We start from the raw sequence: 21,946 nt of genomic DNA, 5'->3' as shown, positions 1-21,946 counted from the left end.
ACAATGCGGGAATCCTTATGCCACAATCATGCGCCGGACTTGAGGAATAACGGCAATCCGGCGGCTACAAATACGACTTCATCCACCGTTTTCGCAAGGCGCTGGTTGAGCCATCCGGCCGCATCGCGAAAGCGCCGCGCCAGCGCATTGTCGGGCACGATGCCCAAGCCCACCTCATTGGCGATCAGCGCAATCGGCACGCGGCAATCGGCCACAGCCGCGCACAAGGCCTCGCCCGCCGCATCGTAATCCCACTCCGCCAGGATCAGGTTCGACATCCAGAGCGTCAGGCAATCGACCAACACCGCCCCATGCTGCGCCGCAGCAATTGCCTCGGGCAGGTCCAGCGGGGCTTCGACCGTGCGCCAGCGCGGCCCCCGGTCGGCCTGATGCTGCGCGATCCTGTCGGCCATTTCCGCATCAAAGGCCTGCGCCGTGGCGATATAGGTCAAAGGCCCCGCAAGGCTTTCGATCCGCGCCTGCCCATAGCGGCTCTTGCCCGAGCGCGCGCCGCCCAGAATCAACAGCGAATTCACGCCGCCCGCCGCGCTAAAGCGATCAGCCCGTCCATATCCAGATGCTCCTCCAGCGCCGCGGCCACGGCATCAAGCGCCGCATCGACCCCGGCGGCATAATCGCCCCCATCCGATGCCGCCCCCAACCGCGCCAGCAAAGCCCCGCGCAGCGCCGTCGAGCCAAGCAGCCCGTGGCAATAGGTGCCCATCACCAGCCCATCGGCGCTGACCGCGCCATCCTTCTGCCCATCGTCAAATCGGGCAAAACTCCGCGCCGCGCCGCTGGTTTGCCCCATATGCATCTCATATCCGGCAAAACCCGCGCCCAGCGCCTCGCCCCGCACCTCGCGCAGCATTTTGCTATCGCCCAGCACCGTGGCCACATCGAGCAGGCCCAGCCCTGCCGCCTCGCCGGGCGCACCCTCAATGCCCAAAGGATCGGCAATGCTGCGCCCAAGCATCTGATAGCCACCGCAAATACCCAGCACCGCGCCGCCGCGCCGATGGTGGGCCAGAATATCAATGTCCCAGCCCTGCGCCCGGATCGCGGCCAGATCGGCCAAAGTCGCCTTCGATCCGGGCAGCACGATCAGCCCCGCCTCTGCCGGGATCGGCGTGCCGGGCGGGATCATCACCACCTCGACCCCGCTCTCTATCTTCAGCGGATCGAGATCGTCGAAATTGGCAATGCGCGGCAGGATAGGACAGGCCACGATCAGCCGGTCGCCCGCCGTCCGCCGCCCCTTTTCCAGCACCACCGCATCCTCACTGGGCAGGCGCACCACATCGGCCAGCCAAGGCACCAGCCCGAAGCCGCGCCAACCGGAGCGCTGCTCAATGGCGGTATAACCATCGGCAAACAAAGCGGGATCGCCGCGAAACTTGTTGATGATAAAGCCATGGATCATCGCGGCATCCTGCGGATCAATCACCGCCCGCGTGCCCACCACCGAGGCGATCACCCCGCCCCGGTCAATATCACCCACCAGCACCACCGGCACGCCCGCCGCGCGGGCAAAACCCATATTGGCAATGTCGCCCTCGCGCAGGTTGATTTCCGCCGGCGATCCCGCGCCCTCGACCACCACGATGTCGCATTGGCCCTTTAACCGGGCAAAACTCTCCAGCACTTCGGGCAGCAGCCCCCGCCGCCCCTCGCGGAAATTGCCCGAGCCCAGCGTACCGCGCACTCGTCCATGCACCACCAGTTGCGATGTACGGTCGGCCTGAGGTTTGAGCAGCACCGGGTTCATATCGGTATGCAACGCCGCCCGCGCGGCCAGCGCCTGCAGCGCCTGCGCCCGCCCGATCTCGCCGCCATCGACAGTGACGGCGGCATTGTTCGACATATTCTGCGGCTTGAAGGGCATGACCCTCAACCCCCGATTGCTCAGCGCGCGGCAGATCCCGGCCACCAGCACCGATTTGCCGACATCCGAACCCGTGCCCTGCAACATTATCGCAGCCATAAAACCCCCAAGACCACAAACACCATCACGCAGGCCCGCCGATAGATCGCCAACGCCCGCCCCAGATCCTCCCAGCGCGCAGGCGGCCCATCGCCGATCCACGCCTTGTCGCGCAAGACGCCGTCATAGCGTATAGGCCCGGCCAGACGCACGCCCAGCGCCCCCGCCATCGCTGCCTCCGGCCACCCCGCATTGGGCGAGGCATGGCGGCGGCAATCGCGCCACATGATCCGCCATCCGCCGCCCATCAGACACAGCGCCGCGCCGGACAATCGCGCCGGGATCCAATTGGCCAGATCATCGGCACGCGCCGCCGCCCAGCCGAAATCGCGCAAGTCCGGCTCCGGGTGACCGATCATACTGTCGGCCGTATTCAAAGCCTTATAGGCCCACGCCCCCGGCAGGCCCAGCACCAGCAACCAGAACAGCGGGGCCAGCACGCCATCGCAAAAGCTCTCGGCCAGACTTTCGATGGCGGCGCGCGCCACGCCATCTTCGTCCAACTCATCGGTATCGCGCCCGACGATCATCGCCACCGCGCTCCGCGCCGCCGCCAGATCACCCATCCGCAAAGCCCGCCAGACCGCGCGGACATGATCGTCCAGACTGCGCATCGCCAGCGCGGGCCATGCCATCGCCGCCACCAGCACCCATCCCATAGACCCCAACGACACGGCGGCATATTGCAGCACCCAGCCCCCGCCGGCCGCCACGATCAGCAACAGCACCACCGTGGCCAAACCCGCCCCGCGCCGCGCCGCCGCGCCGCCGCGATTGCCGATGCGCTCCGCCGCGCTGATGATCCGCGCAAACAGGCCCACCGGATGGCCCACCCGACGATAAAGCCACCCCGGCCAGCCCAGCGCAGCCTCCAGCGCCATGGCCGTCAAAGCCACCCGATCAGCCATCGCCCAGCGCCCCGGCCAATCTCGCCCAATCCTCCTGCGCCGCCGGGATGCCCAGACGCAGCCAGTGCGGGTTGTAATCAAACGGGCGGGTCAGAATGCGATGCCGAGCCAGTCGGTCAAAGAGATCCTGCGTGTCATCAATCAGGCGGAAATGCGGGCAATCGCCCAGAACCTTGAACCCATGAGCCGCCAGCAGATCATCCATCCGCCTCGCCCGCGCCGCCAGATCGCGCCGCGCCCGCGCGATCCACGGCCCATCGCGATAGGCCGCCACGCCCACCGCCAAGGCCCCCGCCCCCAGCGGCCAGTCGCCCAAAATGCCGCGCAGCATCGCCACCACCGGCCCCGGCCCCAGCACAAAGCCGAGGCGCAGACCGGCAAGGCCAAAGAACTTGCCAAAGGAGCGCAGCACGATCAGCCGTTGCCACTCGCCCACCCGCCCCGCCACCGAAACCTCGGGCGTGGCATCGGCAAAGGCCTCGTCCACCACCAGCCAGCCGTCGCGCGCGGCCAGGTCCTCGTGCCATGCCTGCAGATCCCGCGTCGGGGTGATCCGCCCATCGGGATTGTTTGGATTGGCAAGCAAGAACGCCCGCGCGCCGCCCGGCCCATCGCTCGCCTCGCCATCGGGAAAGGCCGCTGCATGGGTGCGATAGGCGGGCCAGCGATAAGAACCCGCTCTAATCCATTGCCCGATCAGGCGCAGCGCCATCTCGCTGCCCGGCACGGCGCAGCAATATGCGGGCGAGACGCCAAAATGCGCCGCCGCCGCCTCCTCCAGCGCGGTCAACGCCTCACGTTCGGGCAGACGTTGCCAGTCGGCCTCAATAGTGCCGGGCCATGGCGCGGGGTTGATCCCGGTAGACAGGTCGAGCCAATCCTCACCGCCGAAATGCCGCGCCGCCGCCGCCAATGCGCCGCCGTGATGGGTAAAACCGCCGATCATCGCACGCAGACCATGGTAAGCAGCAGCGCGGTTTCGACCAGCTCGATCCCCGCGCCATGGCCATCGCCCGAAATGCCGCCGATCCGCCGCCTGATCCACAGCGCCCATAGAGCGATGGCCGGAACAGCCATCACCAGCCAAGGCGCAAAGGGCAAAGCAAGAGCCAGCAAACCGCCCCAGACCGCCACGTGCCGCCAGCCCACGCCATCGCGAAACAGCGTGCCCAACCCTTCATGCAGCGGGGGCAGGATCAGCGTCCAGACCAAAGGCCCGACCCGCGCGGCCCCAGCGACCGGCACCAGCCAGAGCACATCGCCAACATCATGGAGCAGCACCAGCTTGGCCAGCAATTGCATGACGATGGCCACCACGCCAAAACTGCCGATATTGGGGTCGGACAGAACGGCCTTCAGTCGCGCAGGATCCTTATGCGCCGCGCCCGCCGCATCGGCCATATCGCCCAACCCGTCGAGATGGAGCGCTCCCGTCATCCCCACCCAAGCCGCCAGCCCGCCCAGCGCGCCAAGCCATAGATCAACCCGGCCCAGCGCCCAGACCGCACCCGCCACGCAGCCCCCCACCACCAGCCCGGCGGCGGGAAACCAGCGCATCGCTTTGGCGTAATCCGCCCGGTCCGCCTCCATCGCGGGCAGCGGCAGGCGCGTCATGAATTGCAGCGCGAGGATCAGATGTTTCACGCGATCAATTCCGTCACCTGCGCCCCGTCGCCCCACAGGCGCAGGCTGATCCGCGCAGCATAGGGCAAGTGAAAGGCCCAGGTCTGGCGATAGTTCAGGCCCAGCAGCAGGCCCAGCGCCGCGCGCATCGGCCCGGCATGGGTGATGACCAGCGCGTCCTCCTCGATCGCCAGCAGGGCCTGCGCGATGCGGCCCTGCATATTGCCCCAGCTTTCGCCGCCGGGGGGCGGATTGGCCTGAGGATCATCCCAGAACGGCGCAATGGCCCCGCCCAGTTCGTGCGGATCGCAGCCCTCCCACGCCCCGAAATTCAGCTCGCGCCAGCGGGGGTCTATGGTGAGCGCCAGCCCGCTATCCTGCGCGATCTCTTCGCCCGCCATCCGCGCTCGGGACAGGTCCGAGGCAATGAGGCGAGCCACCGCCAATCCCCGCGCTCGGGCGCGGCAGGCGGCAATCCCCTCGGGCAGAGGCCGCACATCGCGATGGCCATGGAGGCGCCCCGCCCCTCCGACCGCGCCGTGGCGGATCAAGTGGAGCGCCCGCGCCTTCACAGCGCCCCGGCCAATTGGGGTCCGGCTACTTGGGCCTGCGCAAAGGTCGCCATTTCGGCATGGGCCGCCAGAGCGCTGCGCACCAGTTGCGCGGCCACCGCCGCTCCGCTGCCCTCGCCCAGACGCATGGCCAGATGCAGCAGCGGATCGAGGCCGAGATGGGCCAGCAGGCGGGCATGGCCGCCTTCGGCCGAGCAATGGGCCGCCATGCAATGGGTGGTGATGTCGGGCTCCGCCGCGGCGATAGGGGCGATGGAGGCGCAGGCGATAAAGCCATCGAGCAGCACCGGAATCCGCATTCCCCGCGCGGCCACAATCGCGCCTGCCATCGCCGCGATCTCGCGCCCGCCCAAGCGGCGCAGGGCCTCAAACGGATCGCGGGCATCCGCGCCATGCAGCGCCAAAGCCTCATCCACCACCGCCACCTTGCGCGCGACGCCCGGCGCATCCAGCCCCGTGCCGCGCCCGGCCCATTCGGCCCCGCTCCCGCCAAAAGCCCGTGCGCAAAGCGCGGCGGCGGGGGTGGTGTTGCCGATCCCCATCTCGCCCACAAACAGCAGGTCGGCCCGCGGATCGACCGCGCCTGCCCCAGCATTCAGCGCGGCCAGGCATTCCTCCTCGCTCATCGCCGGGGCCTGCGTGATGTCCTGCGTCGGGCGGTGGAGATCAAGCGGCACAATCGTCAGATGCGCCCCGCAAGCCCGCGCCAGAGCATTGATCGCCGCGCCGCCCTGATGGAAATTGGCCACCATCTGGGCGGTCACCTCGGGCGGATAGGCGCTGACGCCACGCGCCGCGACGCCGTGATTGCCGGCAAAGACAATGCCTTGCAGGTGGTCGAGCGCGGGGATTTCGCGCCCGCTCCACCCGGCCATGAAAAGGGCGATTTCCTCCAGACGGCCGAGCGATCCGGCGGGCTTGGTCAATTGCGCCTGACGCGCGGCGGCGGCGGCTATCGCTTCGGCATCGACCTCCGGCAAAGACGAAAGCGTGGCGAGGAAATCCGTCGGGCTGGCAAACAGGGTCATGCGACGACAAATCCTTCGGGCGGGGTGCGGGTGATAAAATGGCCCTTCACGCCTGCGGGCCACTGGCGATAGGGCACCTGCCCATGCTCGCTGGCGGCATGGAGCGCGGCATAATCGAGGATCGCGCGGGCGGCCTCGCCATCGGGCGCGAAATCGCCCAGCACATAGCCGATGCGCCCCGGCGCGCGGATCTGCACCACGCAGTGCCGCTGACACGCGAACAGGCAAGGCATTTCCTCCACCCCGACCCCGGCCAGGGCCGGATCATCCTCTTGCGCGCTACGCAATGCGTCGGCCAGCAAGGCGCCGCCGCGCCGCCCCTGCTCATCCTCGCGCACATCGGCCGAAACCCGGCATGTCGAACAGACCACCACACAGGGCTTATGATCCACCGCGCGCAGCATTACCGGAAATCCGCAATATATTCGGGCATGACTCTTCCCTCGGCCAGACGTTCACGCCCCGCCCGATGCGCCATAAGCGACATGCAAACGCATCCCGCCCGGAAGCCCATCCGGCAGAGCCACAATGTCGCTATCGAGGAAAACCCCGTCCGCGCCGCACACCCTGTCGGAGCGAAAAACGACGGCGTCAGGCAGGTCTCCTGGCTCGCGGGTCCATGCCGGTTCGGCCGCCTTCTCAAAGGGTTCCCCCCTCAATGGCATCGGGTCGATGGCTATCCGCTCACAGTTGCAGGGGCAGCCCGAGTCTTGAACCCGTGTTCCCTTTTGATCCCCTCGCGGGGAACCTGTCGCTTGGGGCCGTGGGTATCGGGCGCGGGGGCAAAGGTCAAGCCAGGGTCAAAATTGAAAAGGGGCCGGAAATCTCCGACCCCTTTGTCATCTCCGACCCCTGTTTGCATCAATGCGCGGCGGCGGTGTCGATCGGCCCCTTGGGCTTTGGCACGAGCCAGACGATCATGGCGGCGGCCACAAAACAGACCGCAATGATCGCGAAAATATGGACCGTTGCCACCATCACGCTCTGCCCCTGAACCAATTGGGTCAGCGAGGCGATGGCGCCTTCGTTGCTCTGTCCGCCATCGACCATGCCGTCGATGGTGGCCTGCCCCTGCGGCATGGCCCCGGCAATCGCGCTTTGCGCGCGGGTGGCCTCGTTTTCCCATCCCGTCTGGACCAGCGAGGTGGCAAAGGCCCCCGCCACGGTCCGCATGAAATTGGACACGCCCGCCGCATTGGCTTCCTCGCCCGGATCGACGCTGGCCATGGCAAGGCCGATGGTGGGGATGAAGAACATCACCATGAAAGGCCCGGTCATCAAGGTGGGCAGAGCCGCCTGCCAAAAGGTGACGTCGCTGTTGAAACTGGTGCGCCATGCGGCAAGGCCAGCAAGGCCCATGATCCCAGTGAAGATGATCTTGCGCGGGTCCATCTTGGCCGCCAATTGGCCGACGATGGGCGCGGACAAGACGGCGAACACCCCCATCACCCCGGTGGCATAGCCCGCCCAGGTGGCGGTATAGCCAAGGTTCTGCTGCAACCACAAAGGCAGGATCACGACCGTGGCAAAGAAGGCGCCAAAGCCCACCGAATAGGTCAGCGCCGAGGCCGTAAAGCCGCGATGGCGAAAGATGCGCAGATCGACGATCGGGTTCTTTTCGGTCAGTTCCCAGATCAGGAAACAGGCAAAGCCGATCGCCGCAATCACCGCCAGCGCCTGAATTTCGACCGAGGCGAACCAGTCATGGTTGCGCCCTTCATCGAGCAGGATCTGAAGCGCGCCGACCCACACGATCAGCAGGCCAAGGCCCACCATGTCGATGGGGGCCTTGACGATCTCGTCCTTGCGCCCGCGCAGCAGCGCGATCAGCAGCAGACCGCCCGCCGTGGCCACCGGCACGCCGATGAAGAAGATCGAGGGCCAGCCCACATTGTCGCACAAAGTCCCGCCCAGCACCGGCCCGACAATCGGCCCGATCAGCGTGGTCATCGCCCAGATCACCGTGCCCAGCACCTGCTTTTCCGGCGGCAGGAGACGCATCATCAAGGTCTGCGCCAGAGGCATGATCGGCCCCCCGCACAGGCCCAGCGCCACCCGGCAGGCCACCAGCATCCCCAGCGAGGTGGACATGCCGCAAAGCGCCGAAAGGCCCGCAAACGCCAGATAACAGAAGATGAAAACCCGTTGCGCCCCGAACCGCGCGGAAAGCCAGCCGGTCAGCGGCACCGTGATAGCCTCGGCCACGGCATAGGAGGTGATCACCCAGCTGCCCTGCGAGGCCGAAACGCCCAGCGACCCGGCGATGGTAGGCACCGAAACATTGGCGATGGTGGTGTCGAGCACCACCAGAAAATTGCCCAGCGCAATGGCCAGCACCACCAGCCATAATTGCGCCCCCTCCAGGGGCCGGTCAGGAGAGGTGGCCGCGATCATTTCGACACGTCAATATCGGCCGTCATCGACAGGCCCACGCGCAAGGGATGCGCGGCCAGCTCTTTGGGATCAAGCGCCACGCGCACAGGCAGGCGCTGAACCACCTTGATCCAGTTGCCCGTGGCGTTCTGCGCCGGAACCACGGCAAAGGCCGCGCCCGTGCCGCCCGAAAAGCCCACGACCTTGCCATGATAAGTGACCGAAGAGCCGTAGAGATCGCTGGTCAGCGTCACATTCTGGCCGGGGCGCACCTTGGAGAGCTGGACTTCCTTGTAATTGGCATCGACATAGGCCGCATTCACCGGCACCACCGACATCAGGCTCTTGCCCGGCTCGGCGCGCTGGCCCACCTGGACCGAGCGACGCGCGACAATGCCGTCGAAGGGCGCGCGGATAATCGTGCGTTCCAGATCGACCCTGGCCTGATCGCGCGTCGCGCGGGCGGCAAGGACTTCGGGGTTGGTTTCGGGCGTGGTGTTTTCGATCAGCACCCGGTTGGCCTCACGCGTGCCATTGGCGGCCTCGCGGTTGGCCCCGGCCAGCGCCACGGCGGCCTCGGCGGCGCGCAGATTGGCGGTCGCGGTGGCCAAAGCGCTGCGCGCCACGGTCAGTTCCTCGCCCGAAACCGAGCCGGAGGCGGCCAGAGCCTCGCGGCGCTTCATATCCACGCTGGCCTTTTCCAGATCGGCGCGGGCAGCGGTCAGGCTGGCGGCGGCGCGGGTTTCATCGGCGGCGCGCGCGGCAATCTGGGCGCCAAGGCCAAGGTCGGTGGCCGACAGACCCTTCACCCGCCGCTCGGTCAGCGCCAGATTGGCCTCGGCCTTGGCCAGAGCGATCCGTGCATCGGTATCGTCAAGACGCACCAGCACATCGCCCTTTTTCACCGCCTGCGTGTCGGACACCAGCACTTCGCGCACCGGGGCCGTCACCTGCGTGGTGATCTGCGCCACATCGGCGCCGACATAGGCATTGTCGGTTTCGACATGGTTCGACGCGAACAGCACATCATACGCGCCATAGGCCAGCGCCACGGCGGCAATGCCCACGCCCAGACGGATGAACATCTGCTTGCGCTTTGCCTTGTTGGCGGCATCCTGCGCGTCTTGCGTTTCCATCTCGGGCTCCACGTCATGGTCACGGATACGGGCAATGGTCGATGTCTTGGAGGTCATGGCGTGAAACTCCTTCAGGCCTGAAAGCCGCCGCCCAGCGCGCGCACCAGCGCGACATCGAGGGCGAAAGCACGTGTTTGGAGGGCAGCCGTGGCACGGCGGGCGGCAATCAATGAATCCTCGGCCACCAGCACATCAAGCACCGTGGCCAGACCGCCGCGATAGCGGTTGTTGGCAACATCCCAGGCCGACTGGGCGGCGGCCTGCGCAGCCTGCGCGCTCGACAGGCGGCGGGTCAGTTCCTGACGGCTGGTGGCCGCATCGGCAATTTCCTGAAGCGCATGGACCAGCGTGCCGTCATATTGGGCAACGGCCAACGCATAATCGGCCTCGGCGCCATGCTTGCGCGCCGTCAGACGTCCGCCGTCAAAAATCGGCAGGGTGACCGCCGGGCCGACCGAGCCATATTCCGAACCCGATTTGACCAGATTGGACAGGCCCAAAGATTGCAGGCCGATCAGCGCCGAGAGGTTGATATTGGGATAGAAGGCGGCGCGGGCCACCTTGATGCGTTCCCCGGCGGCCTCGGCATGGGCGCGCGCGGCGACCATATCGGGGCGGCGGCCCAGCAATTGCGCCGGGATATTCTCGGGCAGACCGGGGCTGGCCAGATGGGCCACGGCGGGGCGCGCAATCGACAGGCCGCGATCCGGCCCTGCCCCGATCAGTGCGGCAAGGCGGTGACGGCCCAGCGCGATCTGTTCGTCAATCGCGGCCAAATCGCCCTGCGCGCTGGCCAGATTGGCGCGGGCGCGGGCCACGGCGCCCTCGTTTTCCAACCCCTGATCGCGGCGCTGCTCGATCAACGCCAGCGTCTGGGCGCGGATCTTGGCGGCTTCCTGCGCCGCATCCTGTTCGGCATAGGAAGCGGCCAGATCGGCATAGGCCGTGGCAATCCCGGTCGAAACCGCCAGACGTGAGGCCGCCGCCTCGGCCTCAGCCGCCGAACGATCCGCCTTGGCAGCGCGCAGCGCGGCGCGGTTCTTGCCCCAGAAGTCGATTTCCCAATTGAGGTTGAGCGAAGCCTGACCCGTCTCGCGCCAGCCCTTGGGGGCAAAGGCGGCGGGGAAGAGGTAATTGTAGCTCTGCTTGGCCAAGCCGCCATCGGCATTGCCCGACAGGCGCGGCAACAGCGCGCCGCGCGCATCGCCCACCGTGGCGGCCGCGGCGGCATAGCGCGCCTGCGCCACGCGCAGATCTGTCGCGCCCTGCAATCCTTCGGCAATCAGCGTCGAGAGCTGCTCGTCCCCATAGGCTCGCCACCAGCCATCGACGGGCCATTGTCCCTGGGTATCGGACAGGCTCTGGCTGGAGGCGAGCATTGTGGGTGCCTTGGGCGCCGGGGATGGGAGGGGGGTGGCGCCCAAGGCGGGCGTGGCCAGCAGGCTGCCCGCCAAAAGGGTCAGGGCTGCTGTGGGGTGCCACGCCGGGGGGAGGAAGCGACTCATTTGCTCACCTTTAAAACCATACTGAACGGTTTAGTTATCGATTTTACTTGCTTCGTCAAGAGAAAACTGTACAGGTCAGTCTAGAAAAGAGAGGGACACATGCGGCAGAAGACTGATTCTCGCCGCCAATGCATTCTGGAAGCGGCCAAAAGCCTGTTTCGCGAAGTCGGTTTCGGTCGGGCCAGCATGGCACAGATCTCCGCGCGTGTTGGCGGTTCAAAAGCTACTCTTTACAGTTACTTCTCATCAAAGGAGGAACTGTTTGCCTCGGCGATGATCGACGCCATGCAGGAGCAGGGCAACGCCATGATCGATCGGTTGGACCCGGAGGAAACCGATGTCCGCAAGGTCCTCATGCGCTTTGGTGAGGCCTATGTGCGCCTGATCACCAGCAATCAGGCGATGTCCATCGTGCGTACAGCCATCGCCGAAAGCGCCAATGGCAGCAAATTGGGAGCCACGCTTTACCGCCTCGGTCCCAAACAGGGCTGGTGCGATATTGCCAACTATATTGCCGCCGCGATGGAGCGGGGCAACCTGTCCAAAGGTGACCCCCATAAGGTTGCCATGCATCTCAAGGGCTTGCTGGAGGGCGGCATCCTTGTGCCGATGCTGTTTGGCGTAGAGCCCGAACTGGACACCAAGACCATGGTGGCGGACGCGGTGGATGCTTTCCTGCGCGCCTATGGCTAGCGGTGTCATTTGGGCGATGATTATCGTCCGGTTTCGTGTACCGTCCGGTTAAATTGGAGAGGCCCGACCGGAACGGAGATGATGACCCAGGATTCCCCAGCGCGCAGTATCTTCCTCTGCGCGGGATGCACCGCGCTTGCCTATTTTGCAGTCGGCCTGCCGCTGGCGGTGCTGCCGGGATGGGCGCTGAAGCTGGGCTTTGGTCCGGTGATGGCCGGATTTCTGATTTCCGCACAATATGTCGCCACGGTGCTCAGCCGCATCGTTGTGGGGCCGATGATCGACCGTTCGGGGCCGCGCAGGGCCATCGTGCTGGGCTTTGTCTGCTGCCTTAGCGCGGGCGCGACGACCATTGCCGCGCTGTGGATCACCGCGCCCATGGCGGCGATGGCGGTGATGATGGCCTCGCGCATCCTGCTGGGTTTCAGCGAAAGTCTGGTCAGCACCAGCGCGATGGCGTGGGGCATCATGCGGCTGGGCGCGCGGCAATCGGCGCGGATGATCTCGTGGAACGGGATCGCCACCTATGCCGCGATTGCGGGCGGCGCCCCGGCGGGCGTGTGGATTTTCGGGCTGGGCGGAGTGACCGCGCTGGGCTTGGCGCTGTTGCTGCTGGGCGCGGGAGGACTCGCTTTCGTCTGGCCGCAACCGGCCGCGCGCGTTCCCGCGGCCCAGCGCTGGCCGATGCGCACGGTGTTTGGCGCGGTGCTGCCCTTTGGCGCGGCGTTGGCCATGGCGACGGTGGGCTTTGGGGTGATCACCTCTTTCGTCACGCTCTATTTCAACGCCTTTGGCTGGGGTGATGCGTGGATGGCGCTGACCGCTTTTGGCTGCGCCTTCATCGTCTCGCGCCTGCTGTTCGTGCGCAGCGTGGCGCGCCATGGGGGCCTGCCGGTCTCGGCGGTGTTCATCGCGATCGAACTCGCAGGCCTTGCGATTATGGCCTCCGCGTCCAGCGCGCATCTGGCGGTTGCCGGGGCGGCGGTGACGGGCTTTGGCTTTGCGATGGTGTTTCCGGCGCTGGGCGTGCTGGTGATCGAGCGCGTGCCCGAACAGAGCCGGGGCACCGCGCTCAGCACCTTCGCGCTGTTCATCGACGTGGCGCTGTGCCTGACCGGGCCGCTGGCGGGCGCATTGGCCCAGCACGCGACCTATGCCGCGCCCTTTGGCGGCGCGGCGATCGGTGCGGGGCTGGCGCTGGGGATGGTCGGCCTGTTGATGCTGCGGCCTAAACGATCGCTTTAAGGATCAGGAACAGCACCGAGGGCGCGAGCAGGCAGCCGAGCCCGGTGTGGAATGTGGCCGTCAGCGCGCCATAGGGCACCAGCTTCTCGTCAGTGGCGGCAAGCCCGCCCGCCACGCCGCTGACAGTTCCGGCAAGGCCGCCGAAGATCATCGCGCTGCGCGGATTGTTAAGGCCCATGAAGCGCGCGGCCATGGGCGTCGTGGCCATCACCAGCACCGCTTTGAGCACGCCCGTGGCGATGGAGAGTGCCATCACCGGCGAGGACGCGCCCAGCGCCGCCCCCGTCACCGGGCCGACGATATAGGTGACGGCCCCCGCCCCCAGCGTGGCCAGCGAAACGGCGTCGCGATAGCCAAAGCTCCACGCGATGCCCGCCCCCACGGCAAAAGGCACCACCGTGCCGAGCAGCAGCGCAAAGGCCCCCAGCAGGCCCGCCTTGCGCGCCTCGATGGGGTCGACCTCAAAGGCGGTGGCGACAATGGCAAAGTCGCGCAGCATCGCCCCGCCCATCAGCAGCAGTCCGGCAAAGGCGGGCACATCGGCCAGCCCCTTCTTGCCCCCGGTGATGATCCCGCCATACCAGGCCAGCGCCAGCGCCGCCATGATGGCAATCGCGCTGGCATGGATGCGACCGGCAAACAGCAGGCGCGAGAGCATCGCGCTGATCCACATCAGCGCGCCCACCGCCGCAAAGGCGAGCACCAGCGACTGATCGGCAATGACCTTGTGGGCGATCTCAATCATGATGGGCTCCGGTGGCGCGGCTGAGGACGGCCACAAGACCAAAGCAGATCGCCACCACGACCACGCCCGTCAGCACCGCCATCGGTCCGCCTTCCAGCGCGGCCAGCACATTTTGCTGCGCGGCCATGGCGACAACGATGGGAATATACATCAGCGCCCAGAACTCGACCCCCAGCTTCAGCCCCGGCGTCAGCCGCCCCGTCCGCGCCAGCCAAAGCCTCGCCGCGATCAACAGCATCATCGCAATGCCCACCCCGCCGACATTGGCCTTTACATGCAGCGCCATGCCCAAAGCCTCGCCCAGCGCCACGCCGATCAACGTGCAGAGCGCGAGCAGCGCAGTTCCATAGATTGCCATTTGCGTCCCTCTCCCCGGCTGTTTTCAGCGTCCGGCGGTAAATCGTTCCAGAGCCAGCGAGGCGTTGAACATATGCGAGCGCATGCAGCGCGCCGCCTCCTCGCCATCGCCGCGCATGATCGCGGCCAGCAATTCGCCGTGCTCGGTCCGCGATTTGGCCGGGCGGCCGCCCCCGCGCAATTGCGTGCGCCGAAAGGCCGCCATACGATCGCGCAGGCCCAGCGCCTGTTCGGCGATGAAGGCATTATGGGTGCCTTCATAGATCGTCTGGTGGAAATCCCAGTTCATCCGGTCATAGGCGTCAATATCGCCCGCCGCGACCATCGCCTCGGAATCCTCGTGGAGCTGGGCCAGATGGCTGCGCTCCACCGGGTTCATGCGATAGGTGGCCAGACGCACGCACATGGCCTCGATCTCGGCGCTCATTTCGAACATGTCGATGATGCGCTGGGTGCTGACGCCCGAGACGACCGCGCCGCGCCGGGGCCGCATTTCGACCAGGCCCACGGCGGACAATTGCCGGATGGCCTCACGCACCGGCGTGCGGGATGCGCCGAAGCGGTCCCCGATCTGCTGTTCGTCCAGCGCGCTGCCCGGCGCCAGTTGCCCGGTGGTGATCTCATCGGCCAGCGCGATGCGGATGCGTTCGGAAAGCAGCAGATTGGGCGTTTCCTCAGACATGATCCATCCCAATCCCACTCGCGTCGCGTGTATGCGATATTTTTCTCATATCCGCTTCTTGCATACACTAGAACCGCAATCAACCATGTTGTATGGGCGTGCGTTCACGGATTCCCAAAATCGGTTCAAGGGACACATCATGGCGCAAGACCTCTTCTCGATCTTCCTCAACCGCAGCATCGCCGCGCCCGATGCGCCCTTTCTGATCCTGCCCGATGGCGGCACGATCTCCTATGCCCAAGCCGTTGCGCGCAGCGGCCAGATGGCCAACCTGTTCCGCGCCTCCGGCGTCAAACCGGGCGACCGTATCGCGGTTCAGGTGGAAAAAAGCGCCGATGCGCTGCTGACCTATCTGGCATCCTTGCGGATCGGGGCCGTCTATCTGCCGCTCAACACCGCCTATACCGCTGCCGAGGTCCGCTTCTTCCTCTCGGACGCCACGCCCGCCCTGTTCATCCATCGCCCCGAGGATGAGGCTGCGATGGCCGCCCTCTGCGCCGACCTTGGCATTGGCGCGCGCCTCACGCTGGACCAATCGGGCGAAGGCAGCCTGCCCGCCGGCGCCGATGCTCAGAGCGCGCAGGCCGAGATCCACCCGGTGGCGATGGATGACCTGGCCGCGATCCTTTACACATCCGGCACCACGGGCCGATCCAAGGGCGCGATGCTGACACAGGGCAATCTGGCCTCCAATTCGGCCACGCTCAAGGATTACTGGCGCTTTACCGAAAGCGATGTGCTGCTTCACGCCTTGCCGATTTTCCACACGCATGGCCTGTTTGTCGCCACCAATATCACGATCACGGCGGGCAGTGCGATCATCCTTTGCCCCAAATTCGATGTGCGCGAACTGATCCGCCTGATGCCACAGGCCACCGTGCTGATGGGCGTGCCCACCTTCTATTCGCGCCTGCTGAACGAGGCGGATTTCACCCGCGAACTGGTGGCCCATATGCGCCTGTTCGTGTCGGGTTCGGCCCCGCTTTCGGCCGAAACGCACAAGGAATTTTCCGCCCGCACCGGCCATGCCATCCTCGAACGCTATGGCATGACCGAGACCAATATGAACACCTCGAACCCCTATGAGGGCGACCGGGTGCCGGGCAGCGTGGGCTTCCCCCTGCCGGGCGTCGAACTGCGCATCGCCGATCCCGAAACCGGCGAGAGCCTGCCCCAGGGCGAAGTGGGCGTGATCGAGGTGCGCGGGCCCAACGTGTTCAAGGGCTATTGGCAATTGCCGGAAAAGACCGCCGAGGAACTGCGCGAAAACGGCTTTTTCATCACCGGCGATCTGGGCGTGATTGATGATCGCGGCTATGTCTCGATCGTGGGCCGGGCCAAGGATCTCATCATCTGCGGCGGTTTCAACGTCTATCCGGCCGAGGTCGAAGCGCTGATAGACGCGATCCCCGGCATCGCCGAAAGCGCCGTCATCGGCATCCCGCACAAGGATATGGGCGAAGGCGTGGTGGCCGTGGTGCAGGCGCGCGACGGCGCGCTGGACGAGGCCGCCGTGCTGGGTGCCATCGCGGGCGATCTGGCGCGGTTCAAGCAACCGCGCCGGGTGATCTTCCTGCCCGAACTGCCGCGCAACACGATGGGCAAGATCCAGAAGAAGGCCCTGCGCGAAACCTACGCCGACCTGTTCGCCAAGTAGGCCTTATCCGGCCATGACCTTTGGCCCGGCCGCGCGCCATAATTTGCGCGGCGGGGCCAACAGCCCGTTGATCGCCGCGCCCGCATTGACCACGCGATGGCGGGCATAGGCGTTGTGGTTGCTCTCCACCGTTTTGAGATCATACAGATAATTGACCATCAGCGCGTGCGATTGCGCCATGCCGCGCGCGCTGGTGTCTGCCATCCAACACAGGCGTTCCACCCGCGCGCCATTGCCGACATGAAACCGCGCCACCGGGTCGAGCAGGCGCCCTTCCCCATCGCGTTCGCCCACCAGATAGCGCGCGCCCAGCCGCATCAGATCCGCGCGGCGCGTATCATGCACATGCCATTCGCGCATCGGCGCAACCTCCAGCGCCGCCTGTGCGGCCTCGTCGCCCTGCTCGGCCGCCTTTTTCAGCCAGCGGGCAAAGCCGGGAATGGGCGAGAGCGTGACATAGGTTTCCAGCCCCGGATATTCCGCGCCCAGATCCTCGACCACCTGCTTGATCAGGAACTGGCCGAAGGAAATGCCCGCAAGGCCCGCCTGACAATTGGAGATCGAATAGAAGACCGCCACCTTGGCCCGCACCGGGTCAAGCTCGTCGCGCCCCTGCGCCAGCAGCGACTGGATCGAGGACGGCACTTCCTCACACAGCGCCACTTCGACAAATATCAGCGGTTCATCGCCCAACGCCGGATGGAAAAAGCCATAACAGCGCCGGTCCGAAGGCAGCAGCCGCGCGCGCAATTCGTCCCATGTGGCGATGGAATGCACCGCCTCATAGCGGATGATCCGTTCGAGCAGATCGGCGGGACTCGACCAGTCGATCCGCCGCATCACCAGAAAGCCCCGGTTGAACCATGAGCGCAGCAGATGGGCCAGATCCTGATCCAGCACGCGCAAGGCGGGATCAGTCTTCAGAAAGCGCAACAGATCGGCGCGCATGTTGACCAGCGCGCCTGTGGCCATCGGCGCCTGATTGAGGCGGCGCAGCACTTCCTGACGCGGGGCCTCGGCCGCGCGGGAGATGGCCGCCATATGCAGCGGCGAAGGGTCCGCGTCATAGGCGGCCATTGCGCCCCGAATGGCATCGGCATCGGGCGCGAAACCCTGCGCCAGAGCGCTCAGGAAACGGTGCTTGTCCGCCTCCTCCAGCGCGGCATAGGCGGCGAGGATCTCGCCCGCCAGATGGACGCCCGAGGATTGGCTCCGCTCGTCAAGCAGCGCCTGGCATTGGGCGATCAGCGCATCGGGGTCGGATGGCGCGGCCGAGGGTTGCCCCGTGGTCCGCGCCAGTTTGCGCAGGCGGCGAAACAGCGTTTCGAGCAGGTCTTTCGCGGGGCGGGCGCGATCATGGGCAGACGAGATAGGGACTGTCATGGACGGACCTTTGGCAAGAGTCGCATTGGGTGTGCGCAATGTATCGCAATTTGCCAAAGCGTATACATGAAAAAGACAAAGTGTATTTTACGTATATCGCTGCAAACCGCCCGGACATGAAAAGAGGCGCCCATCGCGGACGAATGCCCGCCCGATGAGCGCCTCTCCCCGTCCTTGATCTACAAATCAGATCGCGGCCGCTAGTTCCCGGATATATTCCAGCGCCCCCGCCGTGGAGGGCATGGTGGGATGGCATTCCACGCCGATCGCGCCCGCATAACCGGCCGCGCGCAGCAGGCCCAGCATCGCGGTCCAGTCAATCGCGCCCGACCCCGGCTCGCCGCGCCCCGGCGCGTCGGCAATCTGGACGTGTTCAATCAGGCCGATGTGCTGCGCCACTTGTTCGGCGGGATTCTCGCCCTCGACCACCGAGTGATAGAGATCATAGAGCAGACGCACATGGGGCGAATTGACCGCCTTGATGACGTTCACCGCGTCAATCGTCTGGCTGAACAGCACGCCGGGATGATCGACGCGGGTGTTGACCGGCTCCAGCATCGCGGTCACGCCCAGTTCCTGCGCGATGGGCACGATGCCCGCGACCGCCTCGGCCACGATGTCCAATTGCATCGCCCGCTTCATATAGGGCACGCCCGGCCCGGAACCCACCACCACGCGGTTGCAGCCCAGCGCCAGCGCGTCCTCTGCGGCGCGGCGGAACAGGTCGCGGAAAGCGGCATGGGTATCGCGCTCGATCAACCGTGTGCGCGGATCGGCCAGCACCGAGATCAGCGCCACCCCATGATCGCTCAGCGCCCGCCCCAGCGAGGCCAGATCGCGCCCGGCGGTGGTGAACATCTCGGCCTTGGCAAAACCGGCGGCGGAGGCGGCGGCAATGCGATCCTCCAGCCGGTCGCCCGCTTCGTGGAACATATATTCAAGATTGACGGAGATTTCGTAAGCCATAGAAAAACCTTTCCAATATCAGAACAGGCGCGCAGGAAGCCGCAGCGCCAGAACCACACAGATCGCCAGCATCCCATCAATGACCCCCGCCGCCGCGAGCGCGGGAAACGCATGACCCCATGCGAAATAAAGGCTGCCCACCAGCGCCACGCCCAGCGCGCTGCCCAATTGCTGGCTGGTTTTCAGCAAGGCGCTGGCCGCCCCCGCATGGTCGCGCTCAACCCGCGAGACGACGATGGGGCCGATGCAGCCGCTGGTCATGCCCATGCCCGCGCCCGACAGCACCAGCAGCGCGCCGATCACCGCCCACGGCCACTGCGCCAAGGTCGCGCCATAAAGCACCGCCGTGCAGGCCGGCAGCATCAGCCCCGCCCCGATCACCAGCACCCAGCGGCCAAGCCGGGGCAGGAAATTGCGGCTCATCACCCCGATGCCGAACATCGCGCCAAAGCCATAGGGCATATGCAAAAGCCCGGTGAAGAGCGGGCTCTGCCCCCGCTCGGCCTGAAGCGCGAAGGCAAAGACCAGCAGAAAACCCGCCCCCGCCGCGGCAAAAACCACCGACAAGGCCAGCCCTTTGCGAAAGGTTGGAATGGTGAAAAGCGCAGGATCGAACAGGGCCGAATCCCCCGCCCGGACGCGCCGCGCGACATGGCGCCACGCCGCCCAGCCCAGCGGAGCAGCCGCCAGCAGGGTCAGGAAATGCAGCGCCCCGCGCCCCGCCTCTCCCGCGCCGATCAGCGGCCAGAACAAAGCCGCCATCGCCAGAGCGAACAGGCCCATGCCGACAAAATCATAACCCGCAGGCCGCCCCGAACGCGCTTCCGGCAACAGCATCAGCCCGGCGATGACCGCCCCGATCCCCACCGGCAGATTGATAAGAAACACCGCCCGCCAGCCAAGGTCAAACAGATTGGCCTCGATCAGCATCCCGCCCAAAATCGGCCCCGCAATTGCCGCCAGCCCGCCGATGATGCCAAACATCGCCATGCGCGACACGCGTTCGAGCGGGCTGAACAGCACCTGCACCATCGCCATGGATTGCGGCGCCATGATCGCGCCGGTCGCCCCCTGCATCAGCCGGGCGGCGACAAGACCCGTGCCGGTCGTCGCCATGCCGCAGGCCGCCGAGGAAAGCGTGAAGCCGATCACTCCCACCACGAACATCCGCCGATAGCCATAGGAATCGCCCAGCCTCCCCCCTGCCATCAGCAGGAGCGCAAAGGCCAGCGAATAGCCCGCCACGATCCATTGCGAGGCCCGCGCATCGGCGCCAAGGCTGGCCTTGATCGAGGGCAGCGCGGTGTTGACAATCGTCATATCGACGATCTCCAGCACCAGCGCGATAACCAGCGTAATCAGCGCCAGCGTTTTTTGCCGGGGCGAAAGGTCGGCCGGATTGCGCATCTCAAATCCGCCCCTCGCGCAGCATGCCCACCGCCGCATGGGCCGCCCGCGCGGTCAGCGCCATATAGGTGAGCGAGGGATTTTGACACGCGCTCGACGACATCTGCGCGCCGTCGGTGACGAAGAGATTGGCGATGTCATGCGACTGGCTCCATTGGTTCAGCACGCTGGTCTTGGGATCATACCCCATGCGTGCGCCGCCCATTTCGTGGATCGCGGTGCCCCCCGGCCCCGGCTGGTCAAAGCCCATGATGACCTTGCCGCCCGCCGCCGTCAGCATTTCGGCCGCCTCGGCCTTGGCCTGCGCCAGAGCGGCATGTTCTTCTTTGCCAAAGGCGAAGTCGACCTTGAGTTGCGGCAGGCCGTTGGCGTCGGTTTTGTTCCGATCCAGCGTCAGGCGATTGGTCGCGCGCGGCACGCAATCGGCAAAGCCCACCAGCACCATCCGCCACGGGCCGGGGTGGCGCAGCTTTTCCTTATAGTCCGCGCCGATGCCCGCCATGCGGTTGCCCTGGGTCCATGTGCTTTGCAGCGCGCCGCCCTGAAAGGAAAAGCCGCGCGTGTGGCCGATGCCGTCCATCTGATCCATGTTGCGATAGCGCGGGATAACGACCCCGGTGGGACGGTTGCCGAAACTGGTGTGGGTTTCAAAGCCGGGCATCAGCGCGGCGGCCGAGAGCGTGTTGGCATGGTCCATAATATGGGTGCCCAAGGTGCCGCTGGAATTGGCCAGCCCGCCGGGCGCGGAATTAAGCAGGATGTGGACCGAATTGAACGCGCCCGCGTTCAGGAACACGATCCGTGCGCGGGCGGTCTGGCACTGTTTTTGGGCGTCGATGTATCGCACGCCGGTCACCCGCTTGGTCGCCGGATCATAGTCCAGCGCCTCGACCACGGCATCGGTGATGACAGTCAGATTGCCGGTCTTCATCGCTGCGGGCAGGGTGGAGGATTGCGTCGAGAAATAGGCGCCATAGGAACAGCCTCGCGCGCAGAGCGAGCGATATTGGCAAGGAGCGCGCCCTTCATCCGGCTTGCCCTCGGTCATATTCGCCGTGCGCCCCACGGTCAGGCAGCGTTCGGGCCAGCGCTTGGCAATTTCCGCGCGGACATGGGTTTCCACCGCGTTCAATCCCATCGGCGGCTGAAACTGGCCATCGGGCAATTGCTTCAGGCCCTCTTTGGCGCCCGACACGCCGATGAAGCTCTCCACCTTGTCATACCATAGCGCGACATCGGCATAGCGGATCGGCCAGTCGGTGCCATGGCCATCGCGCGCATTGGCGCCAAAGTCATAGTCCGACCAGCGATAGCATTGCCGCCCCCAGGCCAGCGACCGCCCGCCCAGTTGATAGGAACGGAACCAGGTGAAGCGCGTGTCTTCGCCGGTCTGATAGGGGTTTTGCGCGTCATTGACGAAATGGGGTTGGGTAAATTCGGTGAAATGGCGGTTCAGACGCTGGACCGCATAGTCGCGGTCATACAGGTCGCTGTCGCCATGCCCCCGGAACGGCATGTCCCATGGCATCTTCATTTCGGTGGTGTAATCCTGCTGATGCCGGATCTCGCGCCCGCGCTCGATCATCAGCACTTTAAGGCCCGCCTCGGTCAATTCCTTGGCCGCCCAGCCCCCGGTGATGCCCGAGCCCACCACGATTGCATCGAAATCCATCGCCTCGCCC

Annotated in this window: 21 protein-coding genes and 1 riboswitch; of the genes, 3 read left to right on the top strand and 18 right to left on the bottom strand. The window is 65.9% G+C overall.

Going from position 1 to position 21,946, the window contains the following annotated elements; genetic code table 11:
• Positions 1–26 precede the first annotated feature (26 nt).
• The 11 genes from cobU to FHW92_RS01055 all read right to left on the bottom strand — a co-directional run bounded on the left by cobU (position 27) and on the right by FHW92_RS01055 (position 11,129).
• Positions 27–536, bottom strand: a complete 510-nt coding sequence (gene cobU / locus FHW92_RS01105; protein ID WP_168601383.1) for a bifunctional adenosylcobinamide kinase/adenosylcobinamide-phosphate guanylyltransferase — start codon at positions 534–536, stop codon at positions 27–29.
• Positions 533–1,984: a cobyric acid synthase gene (locus tag FHW92_RS01100; protein ID WP_168601382.1), complete on the bottom strand. Its 1,452-nt coding sequence runs from the start codon at positions 1,982–1,984 to the stop codon at positions 533–535. Before FHW92_RS01100 ends, cobU begins: the two co-directional genes overlap by 4 nt.
• Entirely contained in the window at positions 1,972–2,892 is a 921-nt protein-coding gene (gene cbiB / locus FHW92_RS01095) for an adenosylcobinamide-phosphate synthase CbiB (protein WP_168601381.1), read from the bottom strand. The genes FHW92_RS01100 and cbiB overlap by 13 nt, the downstream gene beginning before the upstream one ends.
• The gene (locus tag FHW92_RS01090; protein ID WP_172249115.1) at positions 2,885–3,838 is read right to left on the bottom strand and encodes an aminotransferase class I/II-fold pyridoxal phosphate-dependent enzyme; all 954 of its coding nucleotides are present in this window, start codon (positions 3,836–3,838) and stop codon (positions 2,885–2,887) included. Before FHW92_RS01090 ends, cbiB begins: the two co-directional genes overlap by 8 nt.
• Positions 3,835–4,536 (bottom strand): adenosylcobinamide-GDP ribazoletransferase, encoded by a 702-nt coding sequence (gene cobS / locus FHW92_RS01085; RefSeq protein WP_168601380.1) that lies wholly within the window; start codon positions 4,534–4,536, stop codon positions 3,835–3,837. The genes FHW92_RS01090 and cobS overlap by 4 nt, the downstream gene beginning before the upstream one ends.
• A complete protein-coding gene (locus FHW92_RS01080) occupies positions 4,533–5,087 on the bottom strand; it encodes a histidine phosphatase family protein (RefSeq protein WP_168601379.1) in 555 nt (184 codons plus the stop codon). The genes cobS and FHW92_RS01080 overlap by 4 nt, the downstream gene beginning before the upstream one ends.
• On the bottom strand, positions 5,084–6,115 hold the full coding sequence (gene cobT, locus FHW92_RS01075; RefSeq protein ID WP_168601378.1) for a nicotinate-nucleotide--dimethylbenzimidazole phosphoribosyltransferase: 1,032 nt from the start codon (positions 6,113–6,115) through the stop codon (positions 5,084–5,086). Before cobT ends, FHW92_RS01080 begins: the two co-directional genes overlap by 4 nt.
• A complete protein-coding gene (locus tag FHW92_RS01070) occupies positions 6,112–6,519 on the bottom strand; it encodes a DUF1636 domain-containing protein (protein ID WP_168601377.1) in 408 nt (135 codons plus the stop codon). Before FHW92_RS01070 ends, cobT begins: the two co-directional genes overlap by 4 nt.
• Before the next feature lie 172 nt (positions 6,520–6,691).
• Positions 6,692–6,882, bottom strand: a riboswitch (cobalamin riboswitch).
• Positions 6,883–6,976: 94 nt separating this feature from the next.
• Complete coding sequence (locus tag FHW92_RS01065; protein ID WP_168601376.1) at positions 6,977–8,509, bottom strand: DHA2 family efflux MFS transporter permease subunit; 1,533 nt, start codon at positions 8,507–8,509, stop codon at positions 6,977–6,979.
• Entirely contained in the window at positions 8,506–9,681 is a 1,176-nt protein-coding gene (locus FHW92_RS01060) for an efflux RND transporter periplasmic adaptor subunit (RefSeq protein WP_246869850.1), read from the bottom strand. The genes FHW92_RS01065 and FHW92_RS01060 overlap by 4 nt, the downstream gene beginning before the upstream one ends.
• Before the next feature lie 14 nt (positions 9,682–9,695).
• Positions 9,696–11,129: an efflux transporter outer membrane subunit gene (locus FHW92_RS01055; RefSeq protein WP_168601375.1), complete on the bottom strand. Its 1,434-nt coding sequence runs from the start codon at positions 11,127–11,129 to the stop codon at positions 9,696–9,698.
• 99 nt (positions 11,130–11,228) lie between these two features.
• Here FHW92_RS01055 and FHW92_RS01050 point away from each other — a divergent pair, with 99 nt between their 5' ends.
• The gene (locus FHW92_RS01050) at positions 11,229–11,822 is read left to right on the top strand and encodes a TetR/AcrR family transcriptional regulator (RefSeq protein ID WP_168601374.1); all 594 of its coding nucleotides are present in this window, start codon (positions 11,229–11,231) and stop codon (positions 11,820–11,822) included.
• A 78-nt stretch (positions 11,823–11,900) separates the two neighbouring features.
• The gene (locus FHW92_RS01045; protein ID WP_210428322.1) at positions 11,901–13,067 is read left to right on the top strand and encodes an MFS transporter; all 1,167 of its coding nucleotides are present in this window, start codon (positions 11,901–11,903) and stop codon (positions 13,065–13,067) included.
• Here the strand turns inward: FHW92_RS01045 and madM are convergent.
• From madM to FHW92_RS01030, 3 genes are read right to left on the bottom strand one after another with little or no spacing between them, the layout of a single operon-like run.
• Positions 13,051–13,812 carry a malonate transporter subunit MadM gene (gene madM, locus FHW92_RS01040; RefSeq protein WP_168601372.1) on the bottom strand — a complete coding sequence of 254 codons (762 nt, stop codon included), beginning with the start codon at positions 13,810–13,812 and terminating at the stop codon, positions 13,051–13,053. The two genes, FHW92_RS01045 and madM, sit on opposite strands and share 17 nt — an antisense overlap.
• A complete protein-coding gene (madL, locus tag FHW92_RS01035; protein WP_168601371.1) occupies positions 13,805–14,170 on the bottom strand; it encodes a malonate transporter subunit MadL in 366 nt (121 codons plus the stop codon). Before madL ends, madM begins: the two co-directional genes overlap by 8 nt.
• Before the next feature lie 24 nt (positions 14,171–14,194).
• A complete protein-coding gene (locus FHW92_RS01030) occupies positions 14,195–14,851 on the bottom strand; it encodes a GntR family transcriptional regulator (protein WP_168601370.1) in 657 nt (218 codons plus the stop codon).
• A gap of 139 nt (positions 14,852–14,990) precedes the next feature.
• Between FHW92_RS01030 and FHW92_RS01025 the strand changes: the two genes are divergently transcribed.
• Positions 14,991–16,508: a malonyl-CoA synthase gene (locus FHW92_RS01025; protein ID WP_168601369.1), complete on the top strand. Its 1,518-nt coding sequence runs from the start codon at positions 14,991–14,993 to the stop codon at positions 16,506–16,508.
• Positions 16,509–16,511: 3 nt separating this feature from the next.
• On the opposite strand, the gene FHW92_RS01020 is transcribed toward FHW92_RS01025, so the two are convergent.
• The 4 genes from FHW92_RS01020 to FHW92_RS01005 form a co-directional block, all read right to left on the bottom strand.
• On the bottom strand, positions 16,512–17,891 hold the full coding sequence (locus FHW92_RS01020; protein ID WP_168601368.1) for a malonyl-CoA decarboxylase: 1,380 nt from the start codon (positions 17,889–17,891) through the stop codon (positions 16,512–16,514).
• A gap of 186 nt (positions 17,892–18,077) precedes the next feature.
• Positions 18,078–18,857, bottom strand: coding sequence for a TIM barrel protein (locus FHW92_RS01015; protein WP_168601367.1), 780 nt, complete (start codon positions 18,855–18,857; stop codon positions 18,078–18,080).
• Positions 18,858–18,875: 18 nt separating this feature from the next.
• On the bottom strand, positions 18,876–20,264 hold the full coding sequence (locus FHW92_RS01010) for an MFS transporter (protein WP_168601366.1): 1,389 nt from the start codon (positions 20,262–20,264) through the stop codon (positions 18,876–18,878).
• Between the two features lies 1 nt (position 20,265).
• On the bottom strand, positions 20,266–21,936 hold the full coding sequence (locus FHW92_RS01005; RefSeq protein WP_168601365.1) for a GMC family oxidoreductase: 1,671 nt from the start codon (positions 21,934–21,936) through the stop codon (positions 20,266–20,268).
• Between the last annotated feature and the right edge of the window lie 10 nt (positions 21,937–21,946).

This window comes from Novosphingobium sp. SG707 (assembly GCF_012275515.1).
In the GTDB taxonomy this organism is placed as follows: domain Bacteria; phylum Pseudomonadota; class Alphaproteobacteria; order Sphingomonadales; family Sphingomonadaceae; genus Novosphingobium.
The sequence above is the reverse complement of the archived record's forward strand: the minus strand, read 5'-3'. Positions and strand labels throughout refer to the sequence as shown.

What these genes read in the sequence shown, in the direction of transcription:
- FHW92_RS01055 (WP_168601375.1), bottom strand. Translation starts at nt 11,129, where the DNA reads ATGAGTCGCTTCCTCCCCCCGGCGTGGCACCCCACAGCAGCCCTGACC.
- FHW92_RS01090 (WP_172249115.1), bottom strand. Translation starts at nt 3,838, where the DNA reads ATGATCGGCGGTTTTACCCATCACGGCGGCGCATTGGCGGCGGCGGCG.
- FHW92_RS01050 (WP_168601374.1), top strand. Translation starts at nt 11,229, where the DNA reads ATGCGGCAGAAGACTGATTCTCGCCGCCAATGCATTCTGGAAGCGGCC.
- FHW92_RS01030 (WP_168601370.1), bottom strand. Translation starts at nt 14,851, where the DNA reads ATGTCTGAGGAAACGCCCAATCTGCTGCTTTCCGAACGCATCCGCATC.
- madM (WP_168601372.1), bottom strand. Translation starts at nt 13,812, where the DNA reads ATGATTGAGATCGCCCACAAGGTCATTGCCGATCAGTCGCTGGTGCTC.
- FHW92_RS01010 (WP_168601366.1), bottom strand. Translation starts at nt 20,264, where the DNA reads ATGCGCAATCCGGCCGACCTTTCGCCCCGGCAAAAAACGCTGGCGCTG.
- FHW92_RS01005 (WP_168601365.1), bottom strand. Translation starts at nt 21,936, where the DNA reads ATGGATTTCGATGCAATCGTGGTGGGCTCGGGCATCACCGGGGGCTGG.
- FHW92_RS01100 (WP_168601382.1), bottom strand. Translation starts at nt 1,984, where the DNA reads ATGGCTGCGATAATGTTGCAGGGCACGGGTTCGGATGTCGGCAAATCG.
- FHW92_RS01065 (WP_168601376.1), bottom strand. Translation starts at nt 8,509, where the DNA reads ATGATCGCGGCCACCTCTCCTGACCGGCCCCTGGAGGGGGCGCAATTA.
- FHW92_RS01020 (WP_168601368.1), bottom strand. Translation starts at nt 17,891, where the DNA reads ATGACAGTCCCTATCTCGTCTGCCCATGATCGCGCCCGCCCCGCGAAA.
- FHW92_RS01025 (WP_168601369.1), top strand. Translation starts at nt 14,991, where the DNA reads ATGGCGCAAGACCTCTTCTCGATCTTCCTCAACCGCAGCATCGCCGCG.
- FHW92_RS01060 (WP_246869850.1), bottom strand. Translation starts at nt 9,681, where the DNA reads ATGACCTCCAAGACATCGACCATTGCCCGTATCCGTGACCATGACGTG.
- FHW92_RS01045 (WP_210428322.1), top strand. Translation starts at nt 11,901, where the DNA reads ATGATGACCCAGGATTCCCCAGCGCGCAGTATCTTCCTCTGCGCGGGA.
- cbiB (WP_168601381.1), bottom strand. Translation starts at nt 2,892, where the DNA reads ATGGCTGATCGGGTGGCTTTGACGGCCATGGCGCTGGAGGCTGCGCTG.
- cobT (WP_168601378.1), bottom strand. Translation starts at nt 6,115, where the DNA reads ATGACCCTGTTTGCCAGCCCGACGGATTTCCTCGCCACGCTTTCGTCT.
- FHW92_RS01070 (WP_168601377.1), bottom strand. Translation starts at nt 6,519, where the DNA reads ATGCTGCGCGCGGTGGATCATAAGCCCTGTGTGGTGGTCTGTTCGACA.
- madL (WP_168601371.1), bottom strand. Translation starts at nt 14,170, where the DNA reads ATGGCAATCTATGGAACTGCGCTGCTCGCGCTCTGCACGTTGATCGGC.
- FHW92_RS01015 (WP_168601367.1), bottom strand. Translation starts at nt 18,857, where the DNA reads ATGGCTTACGAAATCTCCGTCAATCTTGAATATATGTTCCACGAAGCG.